Origin of the sequence: Dyadobacter diqingensis (assembly GCF_024220585.1) — a bacterium.
GTDB classification, from domain to species: domain Bacteria; phylum Bacteroidota; class Bacteroidia; order Cytophagales; family Spirosomataceae; genus Dyadobacter; species Dyadobacter diqingensis.
Genome location: NZ_JAMXKF010000001.1, coordinates 954828 through 980698, shown reverse-complemented (window position 1 = coordinate 980698; position 25871 = coordinate 954828). Strand labels below are relative to the sequence as shown.

At 42.5% G+C, this 25871-nt stretch carries 19 protein-coding genes; 7 read left to right on the top strand and 12 right to left on the bottom strand.

Annotated elements, in window-relative coordinates; all coding sequences use genetic code 11:
• From M1L62_RS03940 to M1L62_RS03920, 5 genes are read right to left on the bottom strand one after another with little or no spacing between them, the layout of a single operon-like run.
• Window positions 1-1083, bottom strand: coding sequence for a DegT/DnrJ/EryC1/StrS family aminotransferase (locus M1L62_RS03940; RefSeq protein WP_254411703.1), 1083 nt, complete (start codon window positions 1081-1083; stop codon window positions 1-3).
• A complete protein-coding gene (locus tag M1L62_RS03935) occupies window positions 1076-2338 on the bottom strand; it encodes an ABC transporter ATP-binding protein (protein WP_254411702.1) in 1263 nt (420 codons plus the stop codon). The genes M1L62_RS03940 and M1L62_RS03935 overlap by 8 nt, the downstream gene beginning before the upstream one ends.
• Window positions 2339-2356: 18 nt before the next feature.
• Complete coding sequence (locus M1L62_RS03930; protein WP_254411701.1) at window positions 2357-3184, bottom strand: ABC transporter permease; 828 nt, start codon at window positions 3182-3184, stop codon at window positions 2357-2359.
• Between the two features lie 3 nt (window positions 3185-3187).
• Window positions 3188-4276, bottom strand: coding sequence for a hypothetical protein (locus M1L62_RS03925; RefSeq protein WP_254411700.1), 1089 nt, complete (start codon window positions 4274-4276; stop codon window positions 3188-3190).
• A gap of 7 nt (window positions 4277-4283) precedes the next feature.
• Entirely contained in the window at window positions 4284-6809 is a 2526-nt protein-coding gene (locus M1L62_RS03920) for an SLBB domain-containing protein (RefSeq protein ID WP_254411699.1), read from the bottom strand.
• 270 nt (window positions 6810-7079) lie between these two features.
• Here M1L62_RS03920 and M1L62_RS03915 point away from each other — a divergent pair, with 270 nt between their 5' ends.
• On the top strand, window positions 7080-8954 hold the full coding sequence (locus M1L62_RS03915) for a DNA topoisomerase IV subunit B (protein ID WP_254411698.1): 1875 nt from the start codon (window positions 7080-7082) through the stop codon (window positions 8952-8954).
• Between the two features lie 58 nt (window positions 8955-9012).
• Entirely contained in the window at window positions 9013-10089 is a 1077-nt protein-coding gene (pheA, locus tag M1L62_RS03910; protein WP_254411697.1) for a prephenate dehydratase, read from the top strand.
• Window positions 10090-10140: 51 nt separating this feature from the next.
• Here the strand turns inward: pheA and M1L62_RS03905 are convergent, their stop codons facing one another.
• The 3 genes from M1L62_RS03905 to M1L62_RS03895 all read right to left on the bottom strand — a co-directional run bounded on the left by M1L62_RS03905 (window position 10141) and on the right by M1L62_RS03895 (window position 13717).
• The gene (locus tag M1L62_RS03905; protein ID WP_254411696.1) at window positions 10141-12309 is read right to left on the bottom strand and encodes a hypothetical protein; all 2169 of its coding nucleotides are present in this window, start codon (window positions 12307-12309) and stop codon (window positions 10141-10143) included.
• 42 nt (window positions 12310-12351) lie between these two features.
• On the bottom strand, window positions 12352-13014 hold the full coding sequence (locus M1L62_RS03900) for a hypothetical protein (RefSeq protein WP_254411695.1): 663 nt from the start codon (window positions 13012-13014) through the stop codon (window positions 12352-12354).
• Between the two features lie 100 nt (window positions 13015-13114).
• Window positions 13115-13717 carry a DUF4136 domain-containing protein gene (locus M1L62_RS03895; protein ID WP_254411694.1) on the bottom strand — a complete coding sequence of 201 codons (603 nt, stop codon included), beginning with the start codon at window positions 13715-13717 and terminating at the stop codon, window positions 13115-13117.
• 325 nt (window positions 13718-14042) lie between these two features.
• Between M1L62_RS03895 and M1L62_RS03890 the strand changes: the two genes are divergently transcribed.
• The 4 genes from M1L62_RS03890 to M1L62_RS03875 all read left to right on the top strand — a co-directional run bounded on the left by M1L62_RS03890 (window position 14043) and on the right by M1L62_RS03875 (window position 18673).
• On the top strand, window positions 14043-14603 hold the full coding sequence (locus M1L62_RS03890) for a DinB family protein (protein ID WP_254411693.1): 561 nt from the start codon (window positions 14043-14045) through the stop codon (window positions 14601-14603).
• 220 nt (window positions 14604-14823) lie between these two features.
• On the top strand, window positions 14824-15501 hold the full coding sequence (locus M1L62_RS03885; RefSeq protein WP_254411692.1) for a response regulator: 678 nt from the start codon (window positions 14824-14826) through the stop codon (window positions 15499-15501).
• Window positions 15498-16868, top strand: a complete 1371-nt coding sequence (locus tag M1L62_RS03880) for a sensor histidine kinase (protein WP_254411691.1) — start codon at window positions 15498-15500, stop codon at window positions 16866-16868. The genes M1L62_RS03885 and M1L62_RS03880 overlap by 4 nt, the downstream gene beginning before the upstream one ends.
• A 191-nt stretch (window positions 16869-17059) precedes the next feature.
• Entirely contained in the window at window positions 17060-18673 is a 1614-nt protein-coding gene (locus M1L62_RS03875; RefSeq protein ID WP_254411690.1) for a SulP family inorganic anion transporter, read from the top strand.
• A 151-nt stretch (window positions 18674-18824) separates the two neighbouring features.
• Here the strand turns inward: M1L62_RS03875 and M1L62_RS03870 are convergent, their stop codons facing one another.
• From M1L62_RS03870 to M1L62_RS03855, 4 genes are all read right to left on the bottom strand, one after another.
• Window positions 18825-19874, bottom strand: coding sequence for a mechanosensitive ion channel family protein (locus M1L62_RS03870; RefSeq protein WP_254411689.1), 1050 nt, complete (start codon window positions 19872-19874; stop codon window positions 18825-18827).
• 3 nt (window positions 19875-19877) lie between these two features.
• Window positions 19878-20714 carry an N-acetylmuramoyl-L-alanine amidase-like domain-containing protein gene (locus M1L62_RS03865; RefSeq protein ID WP_254411688.1) on the bottom strand — a complete coding sequence of 279 codons (837 nt, stop codon included), beginning with the start codon at window positions 20712-20714 and terminating at the stop codon, window positions 19878-19880.
• Between the two features lie 245 nt (window positions 20715-20959).
• The gene (locus tag M1L62_RS03860; RefSeq protein ID WP_254411687.1) at window positions 20960-22957 is read right to left on the bottom strand and encodes a site-specific recombinase; all 1998 of its coding nucleotides are present in this window, start codon (window positions 22955-22957) and stop codon (window positions 20960-20962) included.
• 315 nt (window positions 22958-23272) lie between these two features.
• Window positions 23273-25054 (bottom strand): alpha-amylase family protein, encoded by a 1782-nt coding sequence (locus M1L62_RS03855; RefSeq protein WP_254411686.1) that lies wholly within the window; start codon window positions 25052-25054, stop codon window positions 23273-23275.
• Window positions 25055-25213: 159 nt separating this feature from the next.
• Here M1L62_RS03855 and pgmB point away from each other — a divergent pair, with 159 nt between their 5' ends.
• The gene (pgmB, locus tag M1L62_RS03850; protein WP_254411685.1) at window positions 25214-25870 is read left to right on the top strand and encodes a beta-phosphoglucomutase; all 657 of its coding nucleotides are present in this window, start codon (window positions 25214-25216) and stop codon (window positions 25868-25870) included.
• The last annotated feature ends 1 nt before the right edge of the window (window position 25871 follow it).

Below are 25871 nucleotides of genomic sequence, written 5' to 3'. Positions count from 1 at the left end.
CTATGGTGATAAATGACCGTTGATGATTTTACTGATTCGCTCTACGTCCGGAAGAGGCAGGCCGACATAAAGCGGCAAACTTAGCACTCTTTCGGACATATCCTCCGAGACCGGGCACGGTATGATCTTCGGCATAAATGCCAGTGTGTTGAGCGATGGATAAAAGTATCTTCGAGGTATTATATCTTCTGCCGCTAACGCCTGCTGTACGTTTCTCAGTACCTGTTCAGACGGAAAGACAACCGGGTAATAGGCGTAATTGTATTCAATGTCCGGACTGATCTTTGGTTTTGAAAGGATATCCCAGTTCAGGAAACTGTCATACCAGTCAAAAATTTCCTTTCGTGCGGCAATGATATCCGGTACGTTAGGTAAATTGACAAGACCCATTGCAGCATGGAATTCTGAATTTTTTCCGTTGATCCCTGCAAAGTAATATTCTTCATCGCCTTTGTGTCCGAAAGCACGGAGCAGATGTAATTCTTTGTCAAGTTCCGGATGATTTGAAATCAGCGCCCCGCCCTCAATGGTATGAAATACTTTGGTTGCGTGGAAGCTGCATGTGCTTAAATCACCATAGGAAAAAAGTGAACGCCCTTTGTAAGTTACGCCGAAAGCATGTGCTCCGTCATAAATCACTTTCAGGTTATGCTTTTTGGCAATGGCTTCAATTTTCTCAACATCGCATGGATTTCCGTACACGTGCGTTGCCAATATAGCAGACGTTTCCGGTGTGATCGCAGCCTCAATCAGATCCGCATTGATATTAAAAGTTTCAGGATCTATGTCAACAAATGCGGGGGTACAGTTTTCCCACAAAATTACATTGGACGTAGCGCAGTAAGAAAAAGGTGTTGTGATCACTTCTCCTTTAATCTGAAGCGCCTTCATGGCGATCTGAAGTACGATCGTACCATTACCACAAAAGTAAAGATAATCTACGTTGAGATATTCCTTCAATTTGGCTTCAAGTTCCTGTACCAATGGACCATTGTTGGTCAGGTACCCACGATCCCAAATCTCACGAACGTATTTAATGTATTGTTCCTGGTCGGGTAAATATGCTTTAGTGACGTTAATCATTCACCAGGTGTTCAGTTTGACGAATAGAAAAATTAAGTTTAGGACGAATGTAGCCAGGCCATTTGCCATACCAGGTCACGTTTTCACGATAATCCTCGATGTCAAAAACAAGTGCCTCTTCCATGTTGTAAACCACCGTACTGGTATCTTTTACAATCATCATGGAAACAACATAAGAACCGTCATTCAGGAAATGACCCGGAATTTCACAAACTCCTGTCACAAGACCTTTCCCAAATTGCTGTGATTCGGTGCCTACGTTAAATATACATTCACCCGTAAAGGTGTAAAGGTGCATACTTAAATTCAGATTAGCACCCTCTTCCATGTTCCAAAATTCAAATTGGAAGTTCATCGGCGTACGAACGTCGATGTGAACAAGGTTGTCCTGATACTCGGCAAGCAGTCTGAAACTCTTGATCCGGACCTGATCATTACCCGGTGCCTGATCGATATCGTCCCAGTGGCGCTCCATTCTCTTATGCGATACCTTGCTCAGATAGTTGGTTACGATATGCGTCGTTTCGCCCTGATCAATAAGTTGTCCCTTTTCAAAATAAAATGACTTGTTGCAGAGTGCCTGGATTGCGGTAAGGTTATGGCTTACGAATAAAAGCGTTCTGCCGCTTTCAGACACGTCACGCATCTTACCCAAACACTTTTTCTGAAATTCGGTATCACCAACCGCCAGTACTTCATCAACGATTAAGATCTCAGGATTTAAATGTGCGGCAATAGCGAAGCCAAGACGTACATACATACCCGAAGAATAACGTTTAACAGGTGTATCAAGGAATTTTTCAACGCCGGCGAAATCTACAATCGCATCAAAGGATTGCTTGATTTCACTTTTGTTCATTCCAAGAATAGCTCCGTTGAGGTATATGTTTTCACGTCCTGTTAATTCAGGATGGAAACCTGTTCCTACTTCAAGTAAACTGGCAACACGACCGTCAATTTTGATCTGGCCGGTACTCGGCTCCGTAATACGGCTCAAAATTTTCAGCAAAGTAGATTTTCCTGCACCATTGTGGCCAACGATCCCGATACGGTCTCCCTGATCTATGGTAAAGTTTACATCTTTAAGTGCCCAGAATTCTTCCTTTTCGGTATACTCGGAATGGCCGGGTTTACGAGAAAAGATTTTGCCAATCGAATCGCTTACAACGTCGCGAAAAGTTGACGGACCACCCGCCTTATGCTTGTGGTCAATAATATATTTCTTGCTGATATTTTCAGCTGTGATTACAGACATGGCCAAAAGTAACAGTTTCTAAATATGATCTACGAAGGTATTTTCCTTTTTACGGAAGTAAATTAAGGAAAATATCAAAATAATGACGGAGATTATTGCAGTGGAATAGATACTGTCGGGATTAAAGTAAGCTTTGTCTCCCAACAAACACCAGCGAAAACCGTCGATAATTCCCACCATTGGGTTAAGGTTATAAAACTTTTCGTACCAGGTACCTTTTGCAAGACTGCTGCTATAGGCGATCGGGCAAACGTAAAATCCAACCTGAACAATAAACGGTATAAGCTGGCCGATATCTCTGAATCTAACATTTAAAACTGCAAAGAACAACCCGAATCCCATGGATGCGATAAAAGTAAGAAGCAGAAATGCCGGCAGATAAATGATATTCCAGCTAAGCGGATGGTTAAAGAAAATTGTAAAAACAATAAAGATCCCCAATGTGATCAAAAAATCGACCAACCCAACAGCCACCGAACTCAGCGGCATTAAAAGCCTTGGGAAGTATACTTTCGAAACCAGGTTGGAATTGATAAGAATACTATTGCTGATCTGCGAAAAAGTATTTGCAAAGAAAGTCCAGATCGTGATACCGCTCAAAACCATCAGCGGATAAGGCACCCCCGGATCACCTTTAAGTTTTGCCACATAACTGAAAACAAAAACCATCACGGTCATTGTCATAATGGGGCGTAATACACTCCAGGCCACGCCCAAAAGTGTTTGTTTGTAACGTACTGATATATCTCTTTTGGAAAGTATCCAAAGCAGTTGTTTATTTCTCCACAGATCCTTCCAGTAATCTTTTTCTGATCCTCCGGCCTTAATAGTAATAGAGTGCTGCATTATTTATGCTTTAGTAGGCAATTGTTTTGTGTCGTCCAGAATGGCTCTGTAAATGCTCTTAATATATACATAGATCAGTGCAAGCATCAAACCTACCAAAGCACCAATTTTTGCTCTTTTTTTACTTTCAGATTTCAGGTCCAAAGGTATTTTTACATCTTCAATTAAAGTGAAAAGAGGAGCTTCTTTAACAAGTGATACGCGCATTTTTTCAGCATTCCCAATGGCTTCGTAGTAAAGCTGTTGAAGAAAGGTATTGTTTCTTTCAAGTTTATTAACCGAAATCTTTGCTTCCGGAACGATCAGCTGTGTGCTGTAATCCATTTCTTTGGCAAGTCTGTGTTCACTTTTACCCAGAATAAAGGCAAGTGAGTCCGCGCGGCGTTCAAGCAATTTTAAAGTGGTAAGTGATTTACGTGTTTGTTTTTCCGTGTAAACCTCTTCAACAGTTTTCAACAATGTTTTAGCCCACAGTGCAGCCAGTGATTCGTTCTGGACTGTGGTTGTCAATGAGATAAATGAAGACTTGCGTTCCAGTGTTCCGATCTCAGTCAATCCCTTTGCTTTAAGCACCAGCTCATTTAGAACCACACGTGACTGTGCTTTCAGTGAGTCAGGATTTTTTTCAGTAAAATGAAAACCCTGAACATCCGGGCGTCCTTCCCATTCTTCGTCCTTTATCCCGCTGGAATCAATAAAGAAGTTTGCCATCAGGATTTTTTTGCCTCTCACGTCGATTTCCTTCATCAAAGCTCTTTCCAGTACCGGTCTTGATTTTACGAAATAGAAGAAGTTTTCTCCTGTAAATATGTTCGCATCCGTTGCACCACCACCCATACCGAATAGTGCGGCCATGTTACCCATATCGTTACCGGAAGTACCGCCTCCCATGTTGAAAACGATGGTCGCTTCGTAGGAATTGGGTTTAATCAGGTAAAGGTCCATTGCGTAACCAATCCCTACTCCCAAAACGATGAACAGTAGAATGGCTTTCCAGCTTTTGACGAGCGCATTCTTTGCCTCAATCACCTTTAAAATAACTTCCCTCGGGGTTATTTGTTCCTCAGCTGCTTGATTAGTCGTATTCGACATTATATAATTATTTTAAAGTACGGAAGGCAAGAACAGTTACAATAAGTGTCATCACAGAGCTCAACACGCCGATTGTGGTTTGGATCGCTTGCTGTGGCGTCAATGTAGGCGTGCCTCTTACAGGGACAAAAATCTCTGATCCTGGCTCAACTTTTGGGTACACATTAAAGAACATGAATTTTCTTGTCCGGTCTACTGATCCGTTCGGATATTTGATGTATGAGCTCTTACGAAGAGATTTGGTTGTAAAACCGCCTGAATGTGAGATGTAATCTACGAAGGATAATCCCTTACCGTATTTTACTGTCGTAGGGTAAAGTACTTCACCTGTTACCTGAACTGTTTCAAGTCTTTTTGGAATACGGATGATATCACCTTCCTGCACCACAAGATCTTCGAAAGAACCCGGGTTTTTCAAAATGCTTATCAGTTTAATACCGATCGATTCTTCTTTTACATTAGGAAGATCACCCGTGATTTTGCCTTCTTTAATACTTTCCTGCGTTGCTTCTTCTTCCAGGAAGTCGGTTGGAGCAGCAATGTTTTTAACAAAAGTTCTTCTCAGCAAAGTAGCACCTTCAGGGTAAGCAAGCTCAGTCAGGCCGCCTGATCTTTTGATGATATCACTGATCTTGTCATTTTTGTTGATGATCGTGTAAGAGCCCGGTACAAGAATTTCACCTTCAAGGAAAACAGACTGCTGTTCTACGTAGTTTGGAGATTTTCTTACGATAACCTGGTCAAAAGGAAGAAGAACAAAATTGCTTTCAGAGTTTCCGATGGAAAGGTCACGGTTAACATTGAATTTGAAAGTCTCGGCGATCTGAGCGTTTGCCGCACCAGGGATGCTGTTTCTCTTTCTTCTGATTACCTCCACCTCGGTAGTGAAAGCCGATTCTTTAAAACCGCCGGCTTTTACAAGCACGTCTTCCAGTGTCATGTTGGCAACATAAGGATATTTGCCATCATTTTCACCAAATTTAGGATTGTTCACTTCACCTTCCACCGTCACGATCGCTGATTGCGCCATGTCAAACTTCGAAGGAATCACGACCTGGTCAAGACGGGTTAACACAAGGTCAGGAACCGTGTTATTCAAAACATCTCCCAGGTTAAGCTGGATACTTTCGATGGTTAAGTCTGTTCTCGTTCTCAAAACCGAAATACGGCCGGTAAAAGCATCTTCTCTTAAACCTTGTGCGTTTTCAATCAGTTTTTTCAACGTTCCGCTGTTATCAAGGGAGTAATTCCCCTGACGCATAACAGCACCTTCAATGGTAACAATGTTTTCAACGCGGTCAAGAATAGTCTCAACATTGATAAGGTCACCTGTAACAACCTCAGCGCTTGAATAATTATCTTCCGGAACGTCTACAATTTTTCTTTCTTTTGAAGTGATCCTTTCAATTTTTACGCGAGCCTTATAAGCGTTGTCGTTAAATCCACCCGCATATTTGATTACATCGCTTAATTTTTCTTCCGGTTTCAATTCATAAATACCCGGTCTTTTAACCATACCGGTGATTTCAACACGTTTCTGGTAATAACCTACTACGATATTGTCATTGTCCTGCACGCGGATATCGCCATCGATTTTTCCGTTTACCAGATAATCGTAGATATCCATATGTGACACCACTTTTCCGGCACGTACCACCCGTACATCACGGAATGAACCGATTTCGTTAGGTCCGCCTGCCTGATAAAGCGCGTTAAATGCCGAAGCAAGGGAAGTGATTTCGTAAGTTCCGGGGTTGATAACTTCACCTGTAACAAAAACTTTAACGTTTCTGATTTCACCCAATGTAACCATCAGTTTGGTTCTGGCTGTTTCTCCGTTCGCACCAATAAGGCCCGGTGTAAACTTCGAAAACTTATCAATTAATATCTTTCTTACTTCTTCAATTGTTCTTCCGCTCACGAAAATATTTCCAAGACGTTCAATGGTGATGAAACCATCCCGGCTAACCTTTGTTTTATAAGAAGCCTCAGCGTAGTTGTAGATGAAAATATTCAGTTCGTCACCAGGACCTACAACGTAGTTAGTTGGTGTAGCGATCTGCAAATCAGGGATTGGATTGAATTGCTTGTCCGCAAAAATAGAATATCCGTAGATTTTCTGGCGAAGCGCAAGTTTCTCCTGATCAGCCGGGCTCAATGTGCCGGTTGTTGAAGTATTTATTTTTGTCTGATCAGCACCTTCTTTTGGCGCATTTGGATCGGTGTTAGCACCAGCCTTGCCTTTTTCGTTAGATTGCGGATCGTTTGATTTCGGCGTATTCGATTGCTGATTTGAATTTGCCGGTTGGTTTCCTTGTTGTGTTCCCTGCGGAGTACCCTGATTTCCCTGCGCGCCGGATTGCGAACGGGGACTTCCCTGAGTGCCACTTTGATTTGTTCCAGTAGATGTAGGTGCGCTAGTGGGTGCTGATTGTGGTGTCGCCACCTGAGCAAGGCCTGGTAAAGAAATAATCAGACTTAGTAAATAAGGTAAGATAAATTTGCAATTTTTAGCCAACTTGAATGTGTTCATATGAAGTTTATTGTACTATGAAATGCGACCGGTTCATTTAGAAAATGTATTTGAGCTATTATTTTTGCACTAAAATCGAGCCCAAATGGAATATTAGATTTCCTAGTTTAAGGCAAAGTAAATTAGATTTTTCTTATTTTTAAAGAATTTCTATTATTCGGCTTCAAACTAAGACAAGAGCAAAGGTACAATAGGGTAACGATATATGACCCAAAATATTAAAATACAACATTAAAATCATAATTATCCAAACTAGAGTATTCATAGATTATGGAAAATACTGTCAGCATACAATACGACGAGGATAGCATAAAGTCACTGGATTGGAAAGAACACATCCGTCTGAGGCCAGGGATGTACATTGGGAAGTTGGGTGACGGTTCCTCCATTGATGACGGTATATATGTTCTCGTTAAAGAGATTGTCGATAATTCTATCGATGAACACATGATGGGAAATGGTAAAAATATTGAAATAAAAATTTCAGAGCACCGCGTGGAAGTCCGGGATTATGGCCGGGGTATTCCGTTGGGGAAAGTGGTCGACTGCGTTTCGAAAATCAATACCGGAGGTAAGTACGATTCGGGTGCTTTCCAAAAATCCGTAGGGTTGAACGGGGTAGGTACAAAAGCGGTTAATGCGCTTTCACATTATTTTAAAGTACAGTCTTTCAGGGAAGGAAAGTCAAAAAATGCTGAGTTTAAGCAAGGGGAATTAATCAACGAATCGGGAGAAATTGCTACGTCCCAGCGTAATGGCACGCACATTGCATTTGAGCCGGATGGGATTATTTTCAAAAATTTCAGGTATATCCCACAGTATCTGGACAATATGATCTGGAACTATTGCTACCTGAATGCCGGGCTGACGATTAATTTCAATGGTCAGAAATATATTTCTCAAAATGGTTTGCTGGATTTGCTGGTTAGTAAATCTGATGCGGAAGCCATTCGTTATCCGATTATCCATCTGAAAGGAGAAGATATCGAGTTTGCCATGACGCATGGCAACCAATATGGAGAAGAATATTATTCTTTTGTAAACGGTCAGTATACAACGCAGGGCGGAACACACCTTGCCGCCTTCCGGGAAGCTGTTGTTAAGGCTGTACGGGAGCATTTTGGAAAGGACTATGCGCCTGAGGATATTCGTTCATCAATCATTGCGGCGGTAGCGATCCGTGTTCAGGAACCGGTGTTTGAATCACAAACGAAAACCAAACTGGGCTCGAATACCATCACGCCCGACCCGAACAGTACAACGATCCGGACTTTCGTTAATGATTTTGTCAAAGAAAGACTGGATAACTATCTGCACATGAATCCCGAAGCACGTGATGCCATGAAAAAGCGGATCGAGCAGTCGGAAAGAGAGCGTAAGGAATTGGCCGGTATTAAAAAACTGGCAAATGACCGGGCCAAAAAAGCAAACCTGCACAACAAAAAGCTGCGTGACTGCCGCCTGCATTTTACGGATTTGAAAAATGAATTACGTCACGAAAGTACTTTATTTATCACCGAGGGAGATTCTGCGAGCGGTTCGATCACAAAGTCAAGAAATATTCAGACGCAGGCAGTATTTAGTTTGCGTGGTAAGCCTTTGAACTGTTTTGGGCTGAATAAAAAAATCGTTTACGAAAATGAAGAGTTTAACCTACTTCAGCACGCACTCGATATTGAAAACGGCGTTGAGAATTTAAGGTTCAACAGAATCGTGATCGCGACCGATGCCGATGTTGACGGTATGCACATCCGTTTGCTGCTGATGACATTTTTCCTTCAGTTCTTTCCTGATCTGGTTCGAAATGGGCACCTTTACGTGTTGGAAACCCCGCTTTTCAGGGTTAGAAATAAAAAGGAGACGCATTATTGTTACAACGACGAAGAAAAACAGGCGGCTATTGCGAAGCTTGGCAGTAAACCGGAGATTACCCGATTTAAGGGATTAGGTGAGATATCTCCGGAAGAATTCGGAAAGTTCATTGGGGAGGACATGCACCTGGAACCAATTATCCTTCAAAAGGAGACTTCGATTCAGAAATTGCTGACTTATTATATGGGAAAAAATACACCGGAACGTCAGCGTTTTATTATCGACAATCTGAAAATAGAAAACAACATCGAAGAGCTGGCAATCGCGATATAAATACCGAGAAAACAACCTGGAATACTAACAATACCGATTACAAAAAATTAGATTATTTGTGGATTTACAACAATTAAGAGAAAGGATCGATGCGCTGGATGATCAGCTCCTGACCATATTAAATGAAAGGATGGAACTGGTTAAGTGCGTAGGTGATTTGAAACGCTCTTCAAAATCGATTATTTATCGTCCGGAACGCGAAAAGCAAATTCTTGACCGTCTTGAAAAAAGGAATAATGGTCTTTTGACCCGCCAGGCAATTGATGCTATCTTCTTTGAAATCTTTGCGGTTTCAAGAAATCTGGAATTGCCCGAGAGAATTTCTTATCTGGGACCGGAAGGAAGTTTTACACACCAGGCAGCTGAAAGCCGTTTTGGTGGCATGAGCGAATATCTGGTTTTGCCTACGATTCATTCTGTTTTTGAAAGTGTGGAGACAGGCCGTGCAAGATTTGGTGTCGTTCCGATTGAGAATAACCAGGAAGGTATTGTTGTTGAAACTGCTGATTTTTTACGGGAAAAAGAGCTGACCATTGTGGCCGAAGTGCTTCTTCCTATTCATTTCACTTTTGCATCGCAGTCGGATTCGCTGAAAGACATCAAGCGGATTTATTCGAAAGATATCGCTTTCCGTCAATGCGGGAAGTTTATTGGTGAATATCTGGAAGGATTGGGTATTGAGCTTATTCCGGTTGAATCAACATCTAAGGCAGCGAAAATGGCTTCCGAGGAAGCTGATGCCGCAGCGATCTGCTCGTCGATCTCGGCCCGTTTGTTTGGTGTACCGATCTTGTTTGATAACATCGAAGACAATGACCAGAACAGGACCCGCTTCCTGATTTTGTCGAAAGGGGTGGTCAATCAAAAAAGTGATGATGACAAGACGACACTTATCGTTAACCTCCCAAATACGAATCGTCCAGGGGTTTTATACGAGTTTCTGAAAGAATTTAATGACAGAGGAATCAACCTGACAAAAATAGAAAGCCGTCCGCTCCGTGGGGAATCAGCGTTCCGTTTCTGGTTTCTGGTGGAATTTCTGGGGCATATCAACGATACGCAAGTGCAGGAGATTATGCATAAATATGGCAGCAGTCATATCAAATGGCTCGGAAGTTACGTTCGGGTTTCTTAATAACATGGAAAAGAACAGGGCCGGGTATTTGAAATATCCGGCCCTGTTCTTTTAGTTCTTTATCGTACCGCGATACAGCGCCGGCCAGTTTCCGTATAGCTGAATGGTAGTTACAGAGCCATCCGGTAATTTGATGTTTAGCTTTCGCGTGGCTGTGGGCGACTGAAATGAATCGACCCCTAATACCACAATTTTATTTCCTTTCACAACTGCGGAAATAAATGGTTCCTTTTTATCCGCTGCAAGTGCGGCCTGTGCTTTTTTGGGTTCGCGCCATGTACCATTTATTTCAAAAGCTAGATCCTGTTTTTTTCCACCTACGATCACGTCTTCGACCTGTTTAGCCATCCAGTTGCCCAGCTCATAAAATTCAGTGGGATAGTCCCAGAATCGAGGAGCTTCCCCGTTAGGAACTTCCCTGTTAAACGCAGCAATACTGGTTTTCCCATCGGCCGGATTCCATTCTTTTCCCCAGTCGGCCGATTCCGGTGTGATTCTATACCCATTTTCTGCTTTGCCGTGAGGCTGGCTGTCGTGCCATAAATAGTAACCGTCAAAAAGTACAAGGGAAAAAAGTGACATACTTAATGCCTGACTTGCCGGCATCATTTCAAGTTGCCCTAAAATAAGATCTCCCTTTGGATTTGAAGTTTCGATAAACCAGGGAACAACCGGGTCTTTGTAAAGCGGCATATATCTGTTCCAGGCGTAAAAAACAGATTTGTTTTTTTTCTGAAAAGGAATGAGCTCATTGATGCGCAAAGCGTGAATGGCAGAAAGGAGCGTGAAATTATTTGGGGTATTTCCCTGCTCGTCCATCGCAAAACTAGGCCTTGGATAAACATCCGTTGGAGAAACAGAATAAAGTCCCTGAAAACTGTCGCCATTTGGAAGCGGATCAAAGTTGGAATGGCTCGGTTTCGGATCGTCATAATCTTTGACAAAATCACCAGGTTTTTTATCACTCATCGTATTAAAATGCTGATTGGTGTAAGCGCTGCCGCCCCAGTAATCAAACAGATTCATTTCCGGGTGATTTTTTTTGATCCGTTGTGCAAACCATATCAGTCGCTGTTTGACTTCGGGAGAATAAACCTGATTCCAGAATTCAAAATCAAATGCATAAACACCGTATCCCGGTATGGTATTGGCAGAAGTTTCTATTTCTTCCTTCGTCAGTTTTCCAAACCAGGCCTGATCCTTATCCTGAAAGAAGCTGGGAGGAACCGTCCAGTGCAATTTATTGAACGGAGCATCATGCTCAAATGCCGATAGATGTGTGATCCCGCGATTGTAATAATTCTGTGCAGGAACCCAGTTATTCAGCCGGTAGTGCATAACCAGCTTTCCCTGGATCGGTTGAAACTCGGGAAACTGTGTATCAAAATGGACATTGATATCTCTGGAAGGAGAAAACCAGGCGGGAAGCTCCACACGGGTCAATGCCGATTTTTCTTTTTGTTCTCCCAGCTTGCTTATCCATATATTTTGCTGACGGACACTCCGGTTCCTCAGCGAGTTCCACCAGTCGTTATAAGGAGCATCAATCCATTTGGCTGTGACAGAATACAAATATCCCGGCTGCACTTCAATTCCATTTTCCAATCCGGTAACGGCAATGTTATCAATCATGATCACACGCGTGCGGCCATCCTGAAAATTGGCGAAATCCTTTAAATAAACTTTGCCGCCTTTTACAACCGGCCGAATATCTAGCCAGTTATCCTTGCTTCCCTGCCTGATCCACTTGGCGTCTTCAAGGATTTCATTCTTTTTGGCACCGTCATACTCAAATTCGGCCGTTGTTTCGCAGCCCGGCTGTCCGAGACTGCTAACTTTTATAGAAGATTTTCCCGCATTGAGATTAACATTCGACAACGTAAGCCAGATGGATACACGGTGTGGCACATTTTCAAATTTCTGTACTTTCCCGTTTTGCGTAATTTCAACATTGTAAGGCGCAAGACCTCCGGCATTGGCAGCCAGTTCAAACTGCATTTCCTTCCCAATCTGCCGGTAACGGCGGACGGTAAGATCACAGGCATGCGAAGCGGAGTCTATGGTGATTGCAATGGGTAATGCTGAAAGCTGCTCGGGGAAATCTTTTCCCTGCGTCGGGCCATACCTGTTCCACGCCCAGATACCAGTTCCTGTGAAGGCGGCCAGCACTGTACTTATCCAAATGATCGTTGATTTCGACAAAATCTTTTTTTTACTCAAAACTGAAAATTAAAACCGGGTGTGTGAATCACTCAATATAGCTTACCACCAGCGGTAAAACAAACCTATTGAAGCATTTAATGAAGATACTCCTTTATCAACATACTCATAGTCGAAGGGAGTAGCCTCGTATTTGACACGGACGTCTGCGCCAAAATTACCATCTTTTTTGAACAAAAATTTAGACCCTACGCCGATACCATAGGTCGGGCGAACTTTCTGTTTCTGATCAGCCAGACCTCCATAATATAAGGTGTAGTCCAAAATACTTGCACCTGCGCTAACCTGGACATAAGGCTGAATTGCCGAGTTATTTCCCAAGAAACGATAATTACCGAAAACCTGGATCGGGTATTGCGTCAAGGTTCTGGTTTGTATCGCGGAAATATCACTTCCGTCTGTTGTTGGGTAAATTGCCCTCGGAATGCGTTTGTTGAAAAAAGAATAACCCAGTTCTCCGCCAATGGAAAATGAATTTTGAAGTACCCATTCCAAAGCAATGGAGTAATTTTCAAAAGATGCTTTATCGATATAATTACTTGAAAAAGATCCGAGCGGGATAGCGCCTGTATACCTGGCAGTTACGTGATAATGGGTGTAACGTTCGAAAGGAGAAGGCAATGTATATAATTTAGGAGCCTGTTCCTGTGCGTAGGCGGGAATAATTCCTGCAAGAAGGAGAGCTGCTATGATGAATTTTTTCATTTGAAAATGTCAATTAAGAAGACACGGAGAACCGTGAAAATAAGTTGTTCAATGGTGATGCTGACAGGATTTTTTCTTCAACTCCCGGCTATTGCATATATTATTTGATTTTAAGATAAGTGGACTGCCCGAAAATGGAATCAACCATTTGGTCGATATAACCCGTGTTGCCAAGCCCTGAACCACGTATCTGCGCGTCCCAGATCACATTCAGTTTTTTGTTAACCACATCGGCGTTTTTCAGGTCAAGCATCGAAATCGACCAGTAACTTTCACTGGTTTCGTAGGCATAATAACTTGGATAACCATATCCGTAACCTCCATAATATCCGCCCCAATAAGAAGAGTAAGGTGTCGATGCGACGTTCACATAAGTATTGGTTACCCTGGCAGCGCTGAGCCCGACATCCGGCTTTTTATCAGCAGCCACATAGGTATAACCCAGATTTTGCATGTTGGTAATGATGCGGGTCAACAAGTCTTTATCAAGGCTGGTAAGTGCTGTTCCCGTACGATTGTCCTGCACGACAGTGACTGAATCCGAAATACTGAAAGTTTTAAATGTTTTGAAGTCAGCTGTTTTATCGTGGTTTGTAATATATACTTGGGATTCAAGGTCAGATAAGTCATTTACCGGATCTTTGGTACAGGAGGTCAGCCAAAAAGTGGCAGAAATTATTAGAAATGAAGCTTTTTTTAACATAGCGGTACTTTGCGTTTTAGTTATCTGTTTAACGAATTTTAAAATTGAATCATTTTATTTTTCTGTATTTAGCATACTATTTTTTTAAAATTGCAATGCCGGCTACATAATAGAAGACTATCCGGAATGAAATTTGGTTGTAAACAGTAAAATAATTTAGACTATGAAATGGCCTAAAAACAGGTTGGAGTGAAGGCTTTGAAAAATAGAAATTATTGAGCCCGAACTTTATTTGACTTTGTCCTGTTCGTTGCTTTATTTTAGTAATATTAAAAAATCTTAAATACCGGGATTTATTCGCACGCCCCAGAAGACAAAATTATATATGGAAACAAAAGAAGAAGTATTAAGGATCATAGATGTACTCAACGATACTTATGAAAGCGAAGAGGCCTGGTATGGTCCTTCTGTGGTTGAGGCTCTGCGTGATGTAACACCTAAAATGGCTGAGCTGCGATTGAGCGCCAACACACATTCTATCGCGGAAATTGTATATCACATGACGACCTGGCGCATTTTTGCTGTGCGAAAAATTCAGGGTGATGAGGAGTTTGATATCAAAACACAGGATAAGGACTGGAAGAAATTCCCGGTCGTGGATGAATTTGAGTGGGAAGCCATTCAAATGGAGTTAAGCCTTTCGCAGGAAGAATTAATTTCCGAACTGGAAAAAATCGAGGACGACAGTTTCCTTGAAGAATTTGTGCCCGGCCGTGATTATTCTTACTATACCATGATCCATGGTGTGATCCAGCACGACGTATATCATGCAGGTCAGATAGGTCTGATCAAGAAGGCTTTGAAAGGAATGCAGCTTGAAGAAGAAGATGATTTCGGTGCTTTCGATGACCGTGCCAATTATGGTAATGATAATGATTATTACTGATCTGACTTAGATAATATTTTGTATTTCTTATAAATTTTATATCAAATACTAAGAAAAAGTTATATTTTGCATAATAATTAAAGGTAGTATTCATTGGATACAATCTCTTTAATGGTGTGGATATATGTCAAAAGGCCATTCGGTTCATCGAGTGGCTTTTTTTATGAAATGTCTGAAATCTATGCCACATTTGGTGGATTATTCAGAATAACCTTGGTATATGAAAATATTAATTGTTGAAGATGAGCCAAAACTGGCCGGTTTCTTAAAACGTGGTCTTGAAGAACAATCCTGGGAAGTTGAGTTGGCCTATGATGGCCAGGTAGGAAAAAAAATGGCGTCGAATTATCGTTTTGATGTCATTATTCTGGATGTAAACCTGCCCATTCTCAATGGATATGATTTAGCGAAACAATTAAGAAACGATGGACTGACCACACCCATCCTGTTTTTGACGGCACTTGGAACGATCGATGACAAACTTGACGGATTTGAGGCCGGCGGTGATGACTACCTGGTGAAACCATTTGAATTCCGGGAATTGATCGCCCGTATTAAAGTGTTATCCCAACGGAACAGCAACCGCGAACAGTCCAGCCAGATATTAAAACTTGCGGATCTGGAACTGAACCTGGATGAAAAAGTGGCCAGAAGAGCCGGAAACCGGATCGATCTGACGGCCAAAGAATTTGCGCTGCTGGAATATTTGATGCGCAACAGAGGAAGGGTTGTTTCACGGGTGGATATTGCTGAGCAGGTTTGGGACATACGTTTTGATACCGGTACCAATGTTATTGATGTTTACATTAACTTTTTACGTAAAAAAGTTGATAAAGATTACGATACAAAATTGATCCATACCGTTGTAGGAATGGGCTATATTTTCAAGGAGGAATGAACATCAAAACCCGGCTTACTTTGCTTTTTACCATGTTGGTTGGTTCCATCATGGCGCTTTTCTGTTTGTCCATCTACTATTTTTACGATCAGTACCGGGAAAAGCAGTTTTATTCTTTTCTGAATGAGAGAGGGCAGACCATCGCACAGTTGGTCGAGGCAAGTAATGGCATAAGTAAGGCGGATATCGCAAAAATTGAAAAGGAGAATAACACGGTGCTGCTGGATGAGGAAATTACCATTTACAATGGTGCCGACTCGGTGATTTTCAGCAGTGGAAGTTATGATTTTGGCTTAACCCACCAGATGATTGCCGATGCCAGGAATGGCAAAGAAATACATACCAAACATGCGAAAAAAGAGGTTATAATAATCAGACATATCTTGCAGGATCACCGAAGACCCTGGGTTGTTGTGGCCATAGCCAACGACCACCTGGGCACAAACCAGCTGCAAAGACTTCGTGAAATTCTTGTGATTGGGTGGCTTTTGTCTTTGGTACTGGTAAGTGTTGCCGGCTGGCAGTTTTCTACGGATGCTATTAAACCAGTTTCGGATATTATTGCACAGGTAAATAATATTTCTGCCGGCAACCTGCACGACAAGGTGACGGTAGGCCGGGAAAAGGACGAACTTGCCTTGCTGGCTCAAACCTTCAATCTCATGCTGAACCGGCTTGAAATTGCTTTTGTAGCACAGAAAAATTTTGTTTCTCACGCCTCTCATGAACTACGAACACCGCTGGCCCTCATTATGAGTGAAGTGGAAGTGACGCTTATGAAAGCCCGGTCGGGTGAATATTATGAGGAAGCGCTGAAAGGTATCCTGGATGAAGTCAAGGAAATGAACGAGCTTGTCAACCGCTTACTCGAACTGGCCCGGACAGAGGAACATGCTTTCAGGGTAACATTTTCTAAAATACGGATTGATGAGGTTTTGTGGCAGGCACAGGCATTTGTGCAGCAAAAAAATCCGGGATATCAGGTTCATATTCACTACGATCAGATCCCGGATAATGAAGAGTTATTGTTGCGTTACGGAGATGAAAGTCTTCTGAAAACTGCCTTCGTGAACCTGATGGATAACGCCTGTAAATACTCGGATAACCAGTCGGTGGAGGTATTTCTGGAAATACATAAAGATTTGATCAAGATATCTTTTAAGGATGTCGGGATAGGGATTGCAGCTTCGGAGTTACCCTATGTTTTCGACACATTTTACCGCAGCGCTACAACCATGAGCAAAGCAGGTTACGGCATTGGTCTTGCGCTGACCAAACGGATTATTACCATGCAGGGCGCCAGCATTGATGTAGAATCCAAAGTAGGCCTGGGCAGTACTTTTATCCTTAAATTTCCTCCGTTCTGATCGGCTCCATTCTTTTTAATTCGTTTTTAATTTTGCATTAATCTGACTTTAACAACGTCTGAGGTCATTTGTATCATAAAATCGCTCAAAAGGATTTTTATGCTATGGATGATTTTGTGTTGCGCCTAAGTTTTTCATTTTCCTCTGTTTGTCAGCAGGGATAGTGTTGGCTTTCAATCAAGTTAATGATTATGAATTCAGCGTCATGGAGGCCTGCAACAGGTTTTAAAGGATTAAAGGAAAATTGGAAAGAAGATGTGCTGTCTGGGTTTTTGGTTTCGTTGATTGCATTGCCATTGAGTCTGGGGATTGCGGGAGCAAGTAATTTTCCTCCGATGATGGGGGTGCTGACGGCAATAGTTGGAGGTATCGTAGTATCATTTTTTACAAATTCAGAGTTGACAATAAAGGGTCCGGCCGCAGGACTTATTGTCATTGTTGCAGGTGCAGTGGATGAGCTTGGTCGGGGAGATGCTGTTTTAGGATGGCATCTGACATTGGGCTCGATTGTGGTGGCAGGTGCCCTTCAAATTGTGATGGGTTTTCTGAAATTGCCAAAATTTGCTGATTTTTTCCCGCTTTCGGTCGTACACGGCATGCTGGCTGCTATCGGGATTATCATTATGTCGAAGCAAATTCATCTTGCGGTGGGTGTTGCTCCGTCAGAACTGAAAGGAAAAGGGCCTTTGGAACTCATTGAAATGGTTCCTCACAGTTTGTTGAATATGGAGTATCATATTGCAATTATTGGTTTGGTCGGATTGATGATTATGTTCGGATGGCGATATCTTTCATTTTCGTTCTTTAAAAAAATACCGCCGGCACTGGTTGTTTTGGTCGTTTCGATTGTACTTGGGCAGTTTTTTCACCTGTTTGAACCAACCTATCGGGACATAAAACCCTTGATCACCCCGGGAGAATTTACCTTATCCTACAATGCAAGTTTTGCGGGACTCAGTGGCGATCTGATACCGGTATTTATTAAGTATGTTGTTATGTTTTTGCTGGTTGGCAGTCTGGAATCGCTGCTCACAGTTAAAGCGGTAGACCTTTTGGATCCCTTCAAACGCAGAGCTGATTTGAGCCGTGATGTTGTGGCGGTGGGGACAGGGAACGTGGTGGCAGGTTTGCTTGGTGGTTTGCCAATGATTTCGGAAGTGGTGCGCAGTTCTGCCAATATCAATAATGGGGGAAAAACACGGTGGGCTAATTTATTTCACGGTATTTTCCTTTTGATCTTCGTAGTGGCTCTGACGCCTGTGATCAAAATGGTTCCGGTAGCGGCTTTGGCGACGATGCTGATTTTTGTAGGTTTCCGTCTGGCCTCTCCGGAAGAGTTCAAACATATATACCATATCGGTAAAGAGCAGCTTATCATATTTTTGGTTACGATTGCCGTGACCTTAACGACGGATTTACTTATCGGTATCGGAATAGGTATTCTGACCAAATTTATCATTCAATTGTCTTACGGCGTTAAACTGTCGGATATTTTCGCTCCTAAAATTGAGATCGATGTTGAGAACGACATCTATTTTGTGAACGTCACAAGGGCAGCTGTTTTTACCAATTATCTGGCCCTTAATAGAAAACTTGAAACTTTGCCGCAAGGAAAAAATGTAAAGGTAGACTTCTCGGAAGCGCCTTATGTTGACCATACGGTAATGGAAAATATTACCCGCTTTAAAAATGATTATGAAAAAGCGGGCGGGAAAATGGAACTGGTCGGTTTTGAAAGCTACCAGAAGTTATCGGATCACCCGTTAGCAGCCCGTAAGAATCAACGCTTAACTGTAATAAGTTAAATTGAGAGGTGAGTAGTAAGACAAAAAGTGGCTTCTGAGTTTCAGAGGCCATTTTTTTATTAAGCCCACTGGCGCAGCCAAATCCGATTTCGTAGCCAGGGAATTCATTTCCTGGAAATTTATAATTTTTAGAAAACGAAATTCAAAAGATTTATTTCTTTTCGTCAATCAATATCCCAGGTAGCGATTCAGGATATTCTTCCCGGATAAATTCAATAAGTTTTTCCCGGACCAGACAGCGCAGATCAAACGCCTGTGATGAGTTCCGCGCCGACATAATTGCTCTCACAACCATGAAATGTGTCTGTGTATCCGTCACCTGCAAAGCCCAGGATTTTCCATCCCAGAGAGGCGTATTAAGTAAAATCTCTTCCAGTTTTTCACGTAGCTTTTCAACCGGCGTCTGGTAGTTCAGATTGAAAAAAGCACTTCCGATCAGACTGCTTTCGTTACGTGTCCAGTTTTGAAAAGGCGTTTCGATAAAATAGGTGATAGGTAAAACCAACCGGCGCAAGTCCCATATGTTGACAACAACGTACGTCAGGTTAATTTCTTCAATGCGTCCCCATTCACCTTCCACAATCACCACGTCGTCTATTTTTATCGGCTGAGTAAAAGCGATCTGGATACCCGCAAGCAAATTGGCAAGCGATTTCTGAGCGGCAAAACCAATAATAACACTGGCAATACCAGCCGAAGTAAGTATTCCGACACCATATTGTCTGACGCTATCGAAACTCAAAAGCAATATCGAAACGCCAAAAAGGACAATAACAATGATGACGATTCTCTTGATAAACTTGATTTTTGTGAAGAGTCTTCTTGCCTGATTATTATCCGGCGAGTCGAAATCCAGCTTGTCGATCAGGATTTTTTCCACAATAATCACGATCCTCGCCAGAAGCCAGGTCGTGACAGCAATCAGCAGTATTTTACTGATGGCATGGGTAAATTCATATTCCGGATGCGACTGGGTATAAACTCTGGTTATGGATGTCGTCATCAACAGCGGAACAAAAAAGTAAAGAACACTGGTAAGGTTTTGGTGAATAGCCCTTACAATCAGCCAGTCTTTTTTTTGAGCGGTAACCGTAATTATTTTGATAATGACTGCACTCAGCAACAAGCCAATAACACCTGCAAGCAGGATGATCAGCCAAGGAGAATTTTTATAATCCAGCGCTTCGAGAAAACTATTCATCGTTTATTGTTCTGTCATACGAGCCACGATCATTCCGGTGTGTTTTGGAACGGACGCAACATATTCAGCAAGTGGCAAGGTAGATAAAATAACCTTTTTCCCTGCAAGAGAAGCATGTAGTAAGTAGGCACGGCTGCCGATTTTGGTAATAATGCCCATGTGATTACAGTCAAGGCCCTCAACCGAAGACGTGAAAGCGACAATATCACCATCCCGGAGCATGGGTTCAGCCTTTTGCAGCGCCGCTTTTGGGATGTAGGAATGTTCGCGGCTATTGATAATATTTTCCTGCTCTTTTACTTTTTCCCAAACCTCGGTGTTATCCAGTGCCGGATAAAAATTGGCATGGGTACTCATAAAATTGATCTCTTTTTTGAAAGGAATGCCGCCAACTTTTGAGGTGATATCTTCAAGCCTGCCACGTTTTTCGTTTTCATACATCCAGTCGAGCACATAGTGCAGGCGAGATGGATAACCATCTATAACACCATCACGGTATCGTATTTTGGTCAGTTCAGTTTTATATCCCTCGTAGTTCAGGTTTTCGTTTTTTGAAATCGCCAGGGCTATGGAGCTTTCAACCAGCGTTGTGCAATCGAGGCCGTCAAATTTGCAGATCAGTTTTTCAGTCGGATTTCCTTCGAGCGTGCTGGCCACATAAGGCGTTCCTAAAAAAGATTCGGCCATGCGTAAAACCTGAGTTCCAAGATCTCCGTTGCCCGGAAGATCCATTTTTTGTGAAAATATCCTTTGTGTAGCCGACTGCGCCGTAGTATCTATTGACCAAAAGATTATAAATGAAAACGCCAGAAATGACAATAAGGCGAAATTTGGTTTCATGGCAGGTAATGATTTACCGCTGTTCATAACGTGATAATCTTTATAATAGAATGAATTAAAAACAATGTACTAAAATGTGTGCCATCCCTCGGCTTGCAAGGCGGAAATGCTGCTATAACGTTTCAGGAACAAATTTATTCACATTTTAGAAATATACTGACTTATTTACAAGGATGTGGAAAATGTAAGCATTTTTAAGTTTGGTTCTCAGATTTTCTACCCATTTATAAGGCTGTGTTATTAAATCACCCCTGCTTGTTTACGAATACCTCCGGCAATTCATCATCATCCGAAATGCGTTCTTTAATAGGGAAAAAGAATGCTGCACCATGATGGAAAAATTGCCATGAAAGGTTGCCGAGTAAACTCTTCACCTCGCTAAACCGGGCATTTCTCGATTTTAAAGCAAAAGCAATGGAAAGTCCAAAACTTACCAGCACGTTCATAATACCGATGCAGGTGATCCCGATAATGGAATTAATCCATAAGTCTGCGGAAATGTGGCTGTTCAGTCCGGCAAACGCAATACCGAAATTTCCCGAAGCAAAGGTAATGTGCCGGATGTCCAGTGGTAAACCAAAGGTAAAACCGATGGCACTGGTTGACCCAAGGAAAACGCCGAGAGAGAAATTCCCGGCCAGCGCACCGAAATTGTGTTCAAAATAATGCGCCGCCCGATTAAGCCGCTCCTGTCCTAGCAAACGGATCAGGCCCGGGTGGTGCATCAATCGCAGCGAGTATTTGTTATAGATCCATTTGTTTTCATAATACCCGGAAATAAGCCCGGATACCATCAGATAAAAACCCGCAATGGCCGCATGCGGAATGGCCAGGCTTTCCCAGGCATTCAGTTCAGCGATCAGTTTGTGGGCTTTGGCGGGATCTGCGATATGAAAGCCGTTGAAATAGAAATAAAGCCAGTCAAGCCCATAGGCGACCGGAAAGGCGATGGACGCATTACCTACCAGCGATATAAACTGACTGCGGATCAGTTTGATCAGCAGCTGCGTGGTACTTTCCAGCCAGTTCGGATTTTGACCATTATTACTCAGATTGGCGGCGATCGTTGAAGCCGTCATCGCCGGTTGTTTGGTTGCGATGGTATAACCCAGAATATGGATCAGCATGAAGCCGATGGAGTAATTCAGGCTGTAAAAAAATGCCTCCCAGAAAATCGGAAGATGCTGAAAATACAACCTGGTCTTGTTGCAGCAAAGCAATCCGACAATTACGCCGCCGCCCAGGGCACGTCTGAAAAGTTTCCAGTAAGCCGATTTATCGGAAGCAATGTAATGCTCGCCGGTTTTGGATGTATTTTCAATGACCTTGAATGTCAGCAATTGCAGGTTTATCGAAAAATGTTTTCGCAGACTGTACCGCGTATTTTCGGCGTAAACAAATTCTTTCAGCAAATGTGTGATGATCAGCCATTGTTTGTCCTTTTCATCCGACTGCAATAAATCGAGGAGCTGGGTCAATCGTTTGAGATATTGTTCAAGCTGACGCATCATGTAAGTCAGCTGTAAACTGATCCCGAAAAGATCTTTATGCTTGTAAATGTAACTGACCTGCGTATTACACTGGCTGATCATTACCAGAATATGCTTGTAATCGTTGGCCCGGTCTTCGGTCTGATAGTCGTAGGAATTCAGCGTTTTCTCCACATACAGCATCACTTCCCTGTTAAGCCCAAGGAATGGTGAATCCAGATCATCCACACGCGGAATTTTGGAAACAACTTCCGGTTCTATCCCGAGGTTTGCCGCACGTTGTGCAAGTACGAGAATGGAGTTGAGTATCTCTTTTTCAATATACTGTGATAATGCCGGTGTGGTATCCCTGAAAATATCCGAGAAGAAATTACACCAGTTTTCATCGGGAATAGCCTGTACCCAGTGGTAATCCGTTTTGTTATCAAAAAAGTTGTCGAATTGGGTCCGGAGTTCGTCCGGTTCGTGCACAGGTGGAAGAAATTTATAACTTAATCTGGTTGAGGCATCTGAAAAAAAGCCTTTGTTTGAACCGATTTCGGATTCTGTCAGCAAGGAAACAAATTTCGTTGAAAGCAGAATAGAATAAATCTGTTCAGCCAGGAGATCCTTTTCCCGGCGATCCATCAGAATATTGGTCAGGATATCAGAAAAGGGTTTTTCCTGATTCACTTTTGCTTTGTAGGAGCTCCGGATAATCTCTATGAATTTTCCGACATAGTTGAGACGGCTTTGTGTTGAAACACTGTTCATAAGATATCACTATTTAAGCGTTTACTGTCGGAGAGAGTTTCTTTAACCGGATTATGTTTCGGCTGTATTCGTCCTGAATATTCTTTTGTTGATTCCAATAATTGCCACTTTGGTGATGGGCCCGCCTACCTGATTAGTAATTGCCCTTAAAGTAAATTTAACAATTCTTTCGGAAGGAACCGGACTTTTGACCCATTTGTGCAATGATGGGGTTGTATAGTCCAATTTTAAAATTGGTATTAAATCAAAAAGAGAGCCGAGATTACGCAAGACAATGCGCTCCCGGCTCTCTTTTCCTGATCCTTAACTCTGAATTTATTTATTCTCTAAAATTTCATAAACATAAACCGAGTTTGGCGGCAATGTCAGGGCAATACCCGTTGAGGTTATTTCCGACGGTTTAATATTCGGGGTAAGAATAAGCAGCGGGAAAACCTGTTTTAAAGTGTATGAAACGGTCGCATTCAGTTTTAGCGTATCCTGCCATGCTCCCTGCGGAATTCTGACATTGGTATGATAGGTCCTTTCCTTATCAAAATTGTAAATGAAAAGAAGCTTTTGCTTATCGGTATAACGCAGGTAACTATAAATTCTGGTTTTATCGTAATCGGGGCTTTGGCCGTCCACATTCACATATTGCAGATCGTAAAAATTACCAGCGTACACGGCCTCATTATCTGTCACAAATTTGTTCAGATTTTCGTAAAAGGCACGCAGCTTTTTCTGATCATTCGTCAATGCACCTCCGTCAAATTTACCGCCATTGACATATTGCTGAAATTCAGTAACGCCCCAGTAATCAAAAATAGTCGTCCGGCCATCTTCGCCCTGAAAACCTTCCGAGACATTGGGATCAACACCCAGTTCCTGCCCGAAATAAATCATCATTGGCCCTGTGTGTAGTGTTGCGCTTAACGTCATAGCCGGAACTGCCGCCCATGCATCGCCGGCAAAATACCGGGACGCGATCCGCTGCTCGTCATGATTTTCAAGGAAACGCAACATGTTTTCAGAAATATCTCCGGATTCCCGCTGCCAGATCCGCGTGATATCTTCCACGCTGCCACCACCTTCTATCAGGTGACGAAGGGAGTTATATAAACCTACTTTATCATACAAGTACGTAAACTGACCTTTTTTGATATAGTTATGATACTCGTGTGGATTATAAATTTCGGCGATGAAAATAATGTCCGGATTTACTTTTTTTATTTCAGGTATCACCCAGCCCCAGAATTCCACGGGGACCATTTCTGCCATGTCACAGCGGAATCCATCAACGCCTTTTTCAGTCCAGAAACGCAGGATATCCCGCATTTTCAACCATGTTGAAGGGATCGGGTCAAAATGCGTTGCGCGACCATTCAGGTAATCGACACCATAATTCAGTTTTATCGTTTCATACCAGTCGTACTGGCTGGGCTGTGCCTGAAAAACGTCGTTTCCGGTTGCCTTTGCAGGTCTTTCCTGATAAGGGCCGGTCACATGAATGGGCGGTTTGTGGCCTTCCGGGACAATGAAATCCTGATTGGGGATATAATAAAAGTTATTGTCTGGCGCAAAAGTTACCGTTTTGTCGTCGTCTTCGCCAAAGTCTTTGATCCCAAAAGCACGCGCATCCGAATGATATTGTCTGGAAACATGGTTTGGGATAAAATCGATGATGGATTTTAAGCCCTGGTTCCGCGTACGGGTCAACAAAGCTTCAAATTCCTGCATCCGTTTTGAAACATCCACGGCCAGGTCCGGATCGACATCATAATAATCCTTAACGGCATACGGCGAACCTGCCATTCCTTTGACAATCAGCGGATGATCAACCGCTATGCCATACCCGGAATAATCCGTCAGCGTGGCATGTTCGATAATGCCGGTGTACCACACATGGGTAATCCCGAAGTTTTTTATTGATTCAAGGGCGGTGTCCGTGATGTCGTTAAATTTTCCGGAACCGTTTTCTTCAATCGTTCCGTATACTTTGTTTGTAGTATTTTGATTACCAAATAATCTGGTAAAAATCTGATAAATAATAAGTTTATCGCGGTTGATAACAGGCATATTCTGCTTTTGGGTTATTGATGAGCGCAATACAAACATACTGCGCCGATGAAATGTAATGGACTTGCAAAAGATAAATTAAGCGCGGAATCTCCGATAAATCAACGATTAAGGAATTACTTTTTTGAAATATCGTTTGACTGCATGAGCTAAAACCGTCTTTTTACTATTTTGCAAGATATTAAATTTAAAAATGATATGCCGACTGTTCAAGCCTGCCTTTTTGATCTTGATGGAGTGATCGTAGATACTGCCAAATACCATTACCTCGCATGGCGACAGCTTGCCAACCAACTTGGGTTTGATCTGACTTTGGAGCAGAACGAGTTATTAAAGGGAATCAGCCGGATGGAATCGCTGGATATTGTACTGGGGATTGGGGGAGTGCAGCTCGATGAAGAGGAAAAATCCAAACTAGCCGCCGAAAAAAATGTCCGATATCTGGAATTGTGCAAACAAATCACACCCGACGACGCCTTGCCAGGTGTGCGTGGATTTCTGGATGAACTACGAGCAGATGCGATCAAGGTCGGATTGGGGTCAGCCAGTAAAAATGCCCGGACAATTCTTACAAACCTCGATATGCTGACCTATTTCGATACCATTGTTGATGGAAACCGGGTTACAAAAGGAAAACCTGATCCGCAGGTTTTTTTAATGGGCGCAGAGGATTTGTCCGTCGCCCCGGAGCATTGCATCGTTTTTGAGGATGCCGTTGCTGGTATTCAATCGGGAAATGCAGCCGGCATGTTGACCATTGGTATCGGCGAGCAATCTGTTTTAAATGAAGCGGATATCGTGATCAAAGGTTTTGATGGGGTGTCAGTGGATGACCTTTTTGAAAAATTAACGTAAT

What these genes read in the sequence shown, in the direction of transcription:
- M1L62_RS03940 (WP_254411703.1), bottom strand. Translation starts at nt 1,083, where the DNA reads ATGATTAACGTCACTAAAGCATATTTACCCGACCAGGAACAATACATT.
- M1L62_RS03935 (WP_254411702.1), bottom strand. Translation starts at nt 2,338, where the DNA reads ATGTCTGTAATCACAGCTGAAAATATCAGCAAGAAATATATTATTGAC.
- M1L62_RS03930 (WP_254411701.1), bottom strand. Translation starts at nt 3,184, where the DNA reads ATGCAGCACTCTATTACTATTAAGGCCGGAGGATCAGAAAAAGATTAC.
- M1L62_RS03925 (WP_254411700.1), bottom strand. Translation starts at nt 4,276, where the DNA reads ATGTCGAATACGACTAATCAAGCAGCTGAGGAACAAATAACCCCGAGG.
- M1L62_RS03920 (WP_254411699.1), bottom strand. Translation starts at nt 6,809, where the DNA reads ATGAACACATTCAAGTTGGCTAAAAATTGCAAATTTATCTTACCTTAT.
- M1L62_RS03915 (WP_254411698.1), top strand. Translation starts at nt 7,080, where the DNA reads ATGGAAAATACTGTCAGCATACAATACGACGAGGATAGCATAAAGTCA.
- M1L62_RS03900 (WP_254411695.1), bottom strand. Translation starts at nt 13,014, where the DNA reads ATGAAAAAATTCATCATAGCAGCTCTCCTTCTTGCAGGAATTATTCCC.
- M1L62_RS03895 (WP_254411694.1), bottom strand. Translation starts at nt 13,717, where the DNA reads ATGTTAAAAAAAGCTTCATTTCTAATAATTTCTGCCACTTTTTGGCTG.
- M1L62_RS03890 (WP_254411693.1), top strand. Translation starts at nt 14,043, where the DNA reads ATGGAAACAAAAGAAGAAGTATTAAGGATCATAGATGTACTCAACGAT.
- M1L62_RS03885 (WP_254411692.1), top strand. Translation starts at nt 14,824, where the DNA reads ATGAAAATATTAATTGTTGAAGATGAGCCAAAACTGGCCGGTTTCTTA.
- M1L62_RS03880 (WP_254411691.1), top strand. Translation starts at nt 15,498, where the DNA reads ATGAACATCAAAACCCGGCTTACTTTGCTTTTTACCATGTTGGTTGGT.
- M1L62_RS03875 (WP_254411690.1), top strand. Translation starts at nt 17,060, where the DNA reads ATGAATTCAGCGTCATGGAGGCCTGCAACAGGTTTTAAAGGATTAAAG.
- M1L62_RS03870 (WP_254411689.1), bottom strand. Translation starts at nt 19,874, where the DNA reads ATGAATAGTTTTCTCGAAGCGCTGGATTATAAAAATTCTCCTTGGCTG.
- M1L62_RS03865 (WP_254411688.1), bottom strand. Translation starts at nt 20,714, where the DNA reads ATGAAACCAAATTTCGCCTTATTGTCATTTCTGGCGTTTTCATTTATA.
- M1L62_RS03860 (WP_254411687.1), bottom strand. Translation starts at nt 22,957, where the DNA reads ATGAACAGTGTTTCAACACAAAGCCGTCTCAACTATGTCGGAAAATTC.
- M1L62_RS03855 (WP_254411686.1), bottom strand. Translation starts at nt 25,054, where the DNA reads ATGTTTGTATTGCGCTCATCAATAACCCAAAAGCAGAATATGCCTGTT.
- pgmB (WP_254411685.1), top strand. Translation starts at nt 25,214, where the DNA reads ATGCCGACTGTTCAAGCCTGCCTTTTTGATCTTGATGGAGTGATCGTA.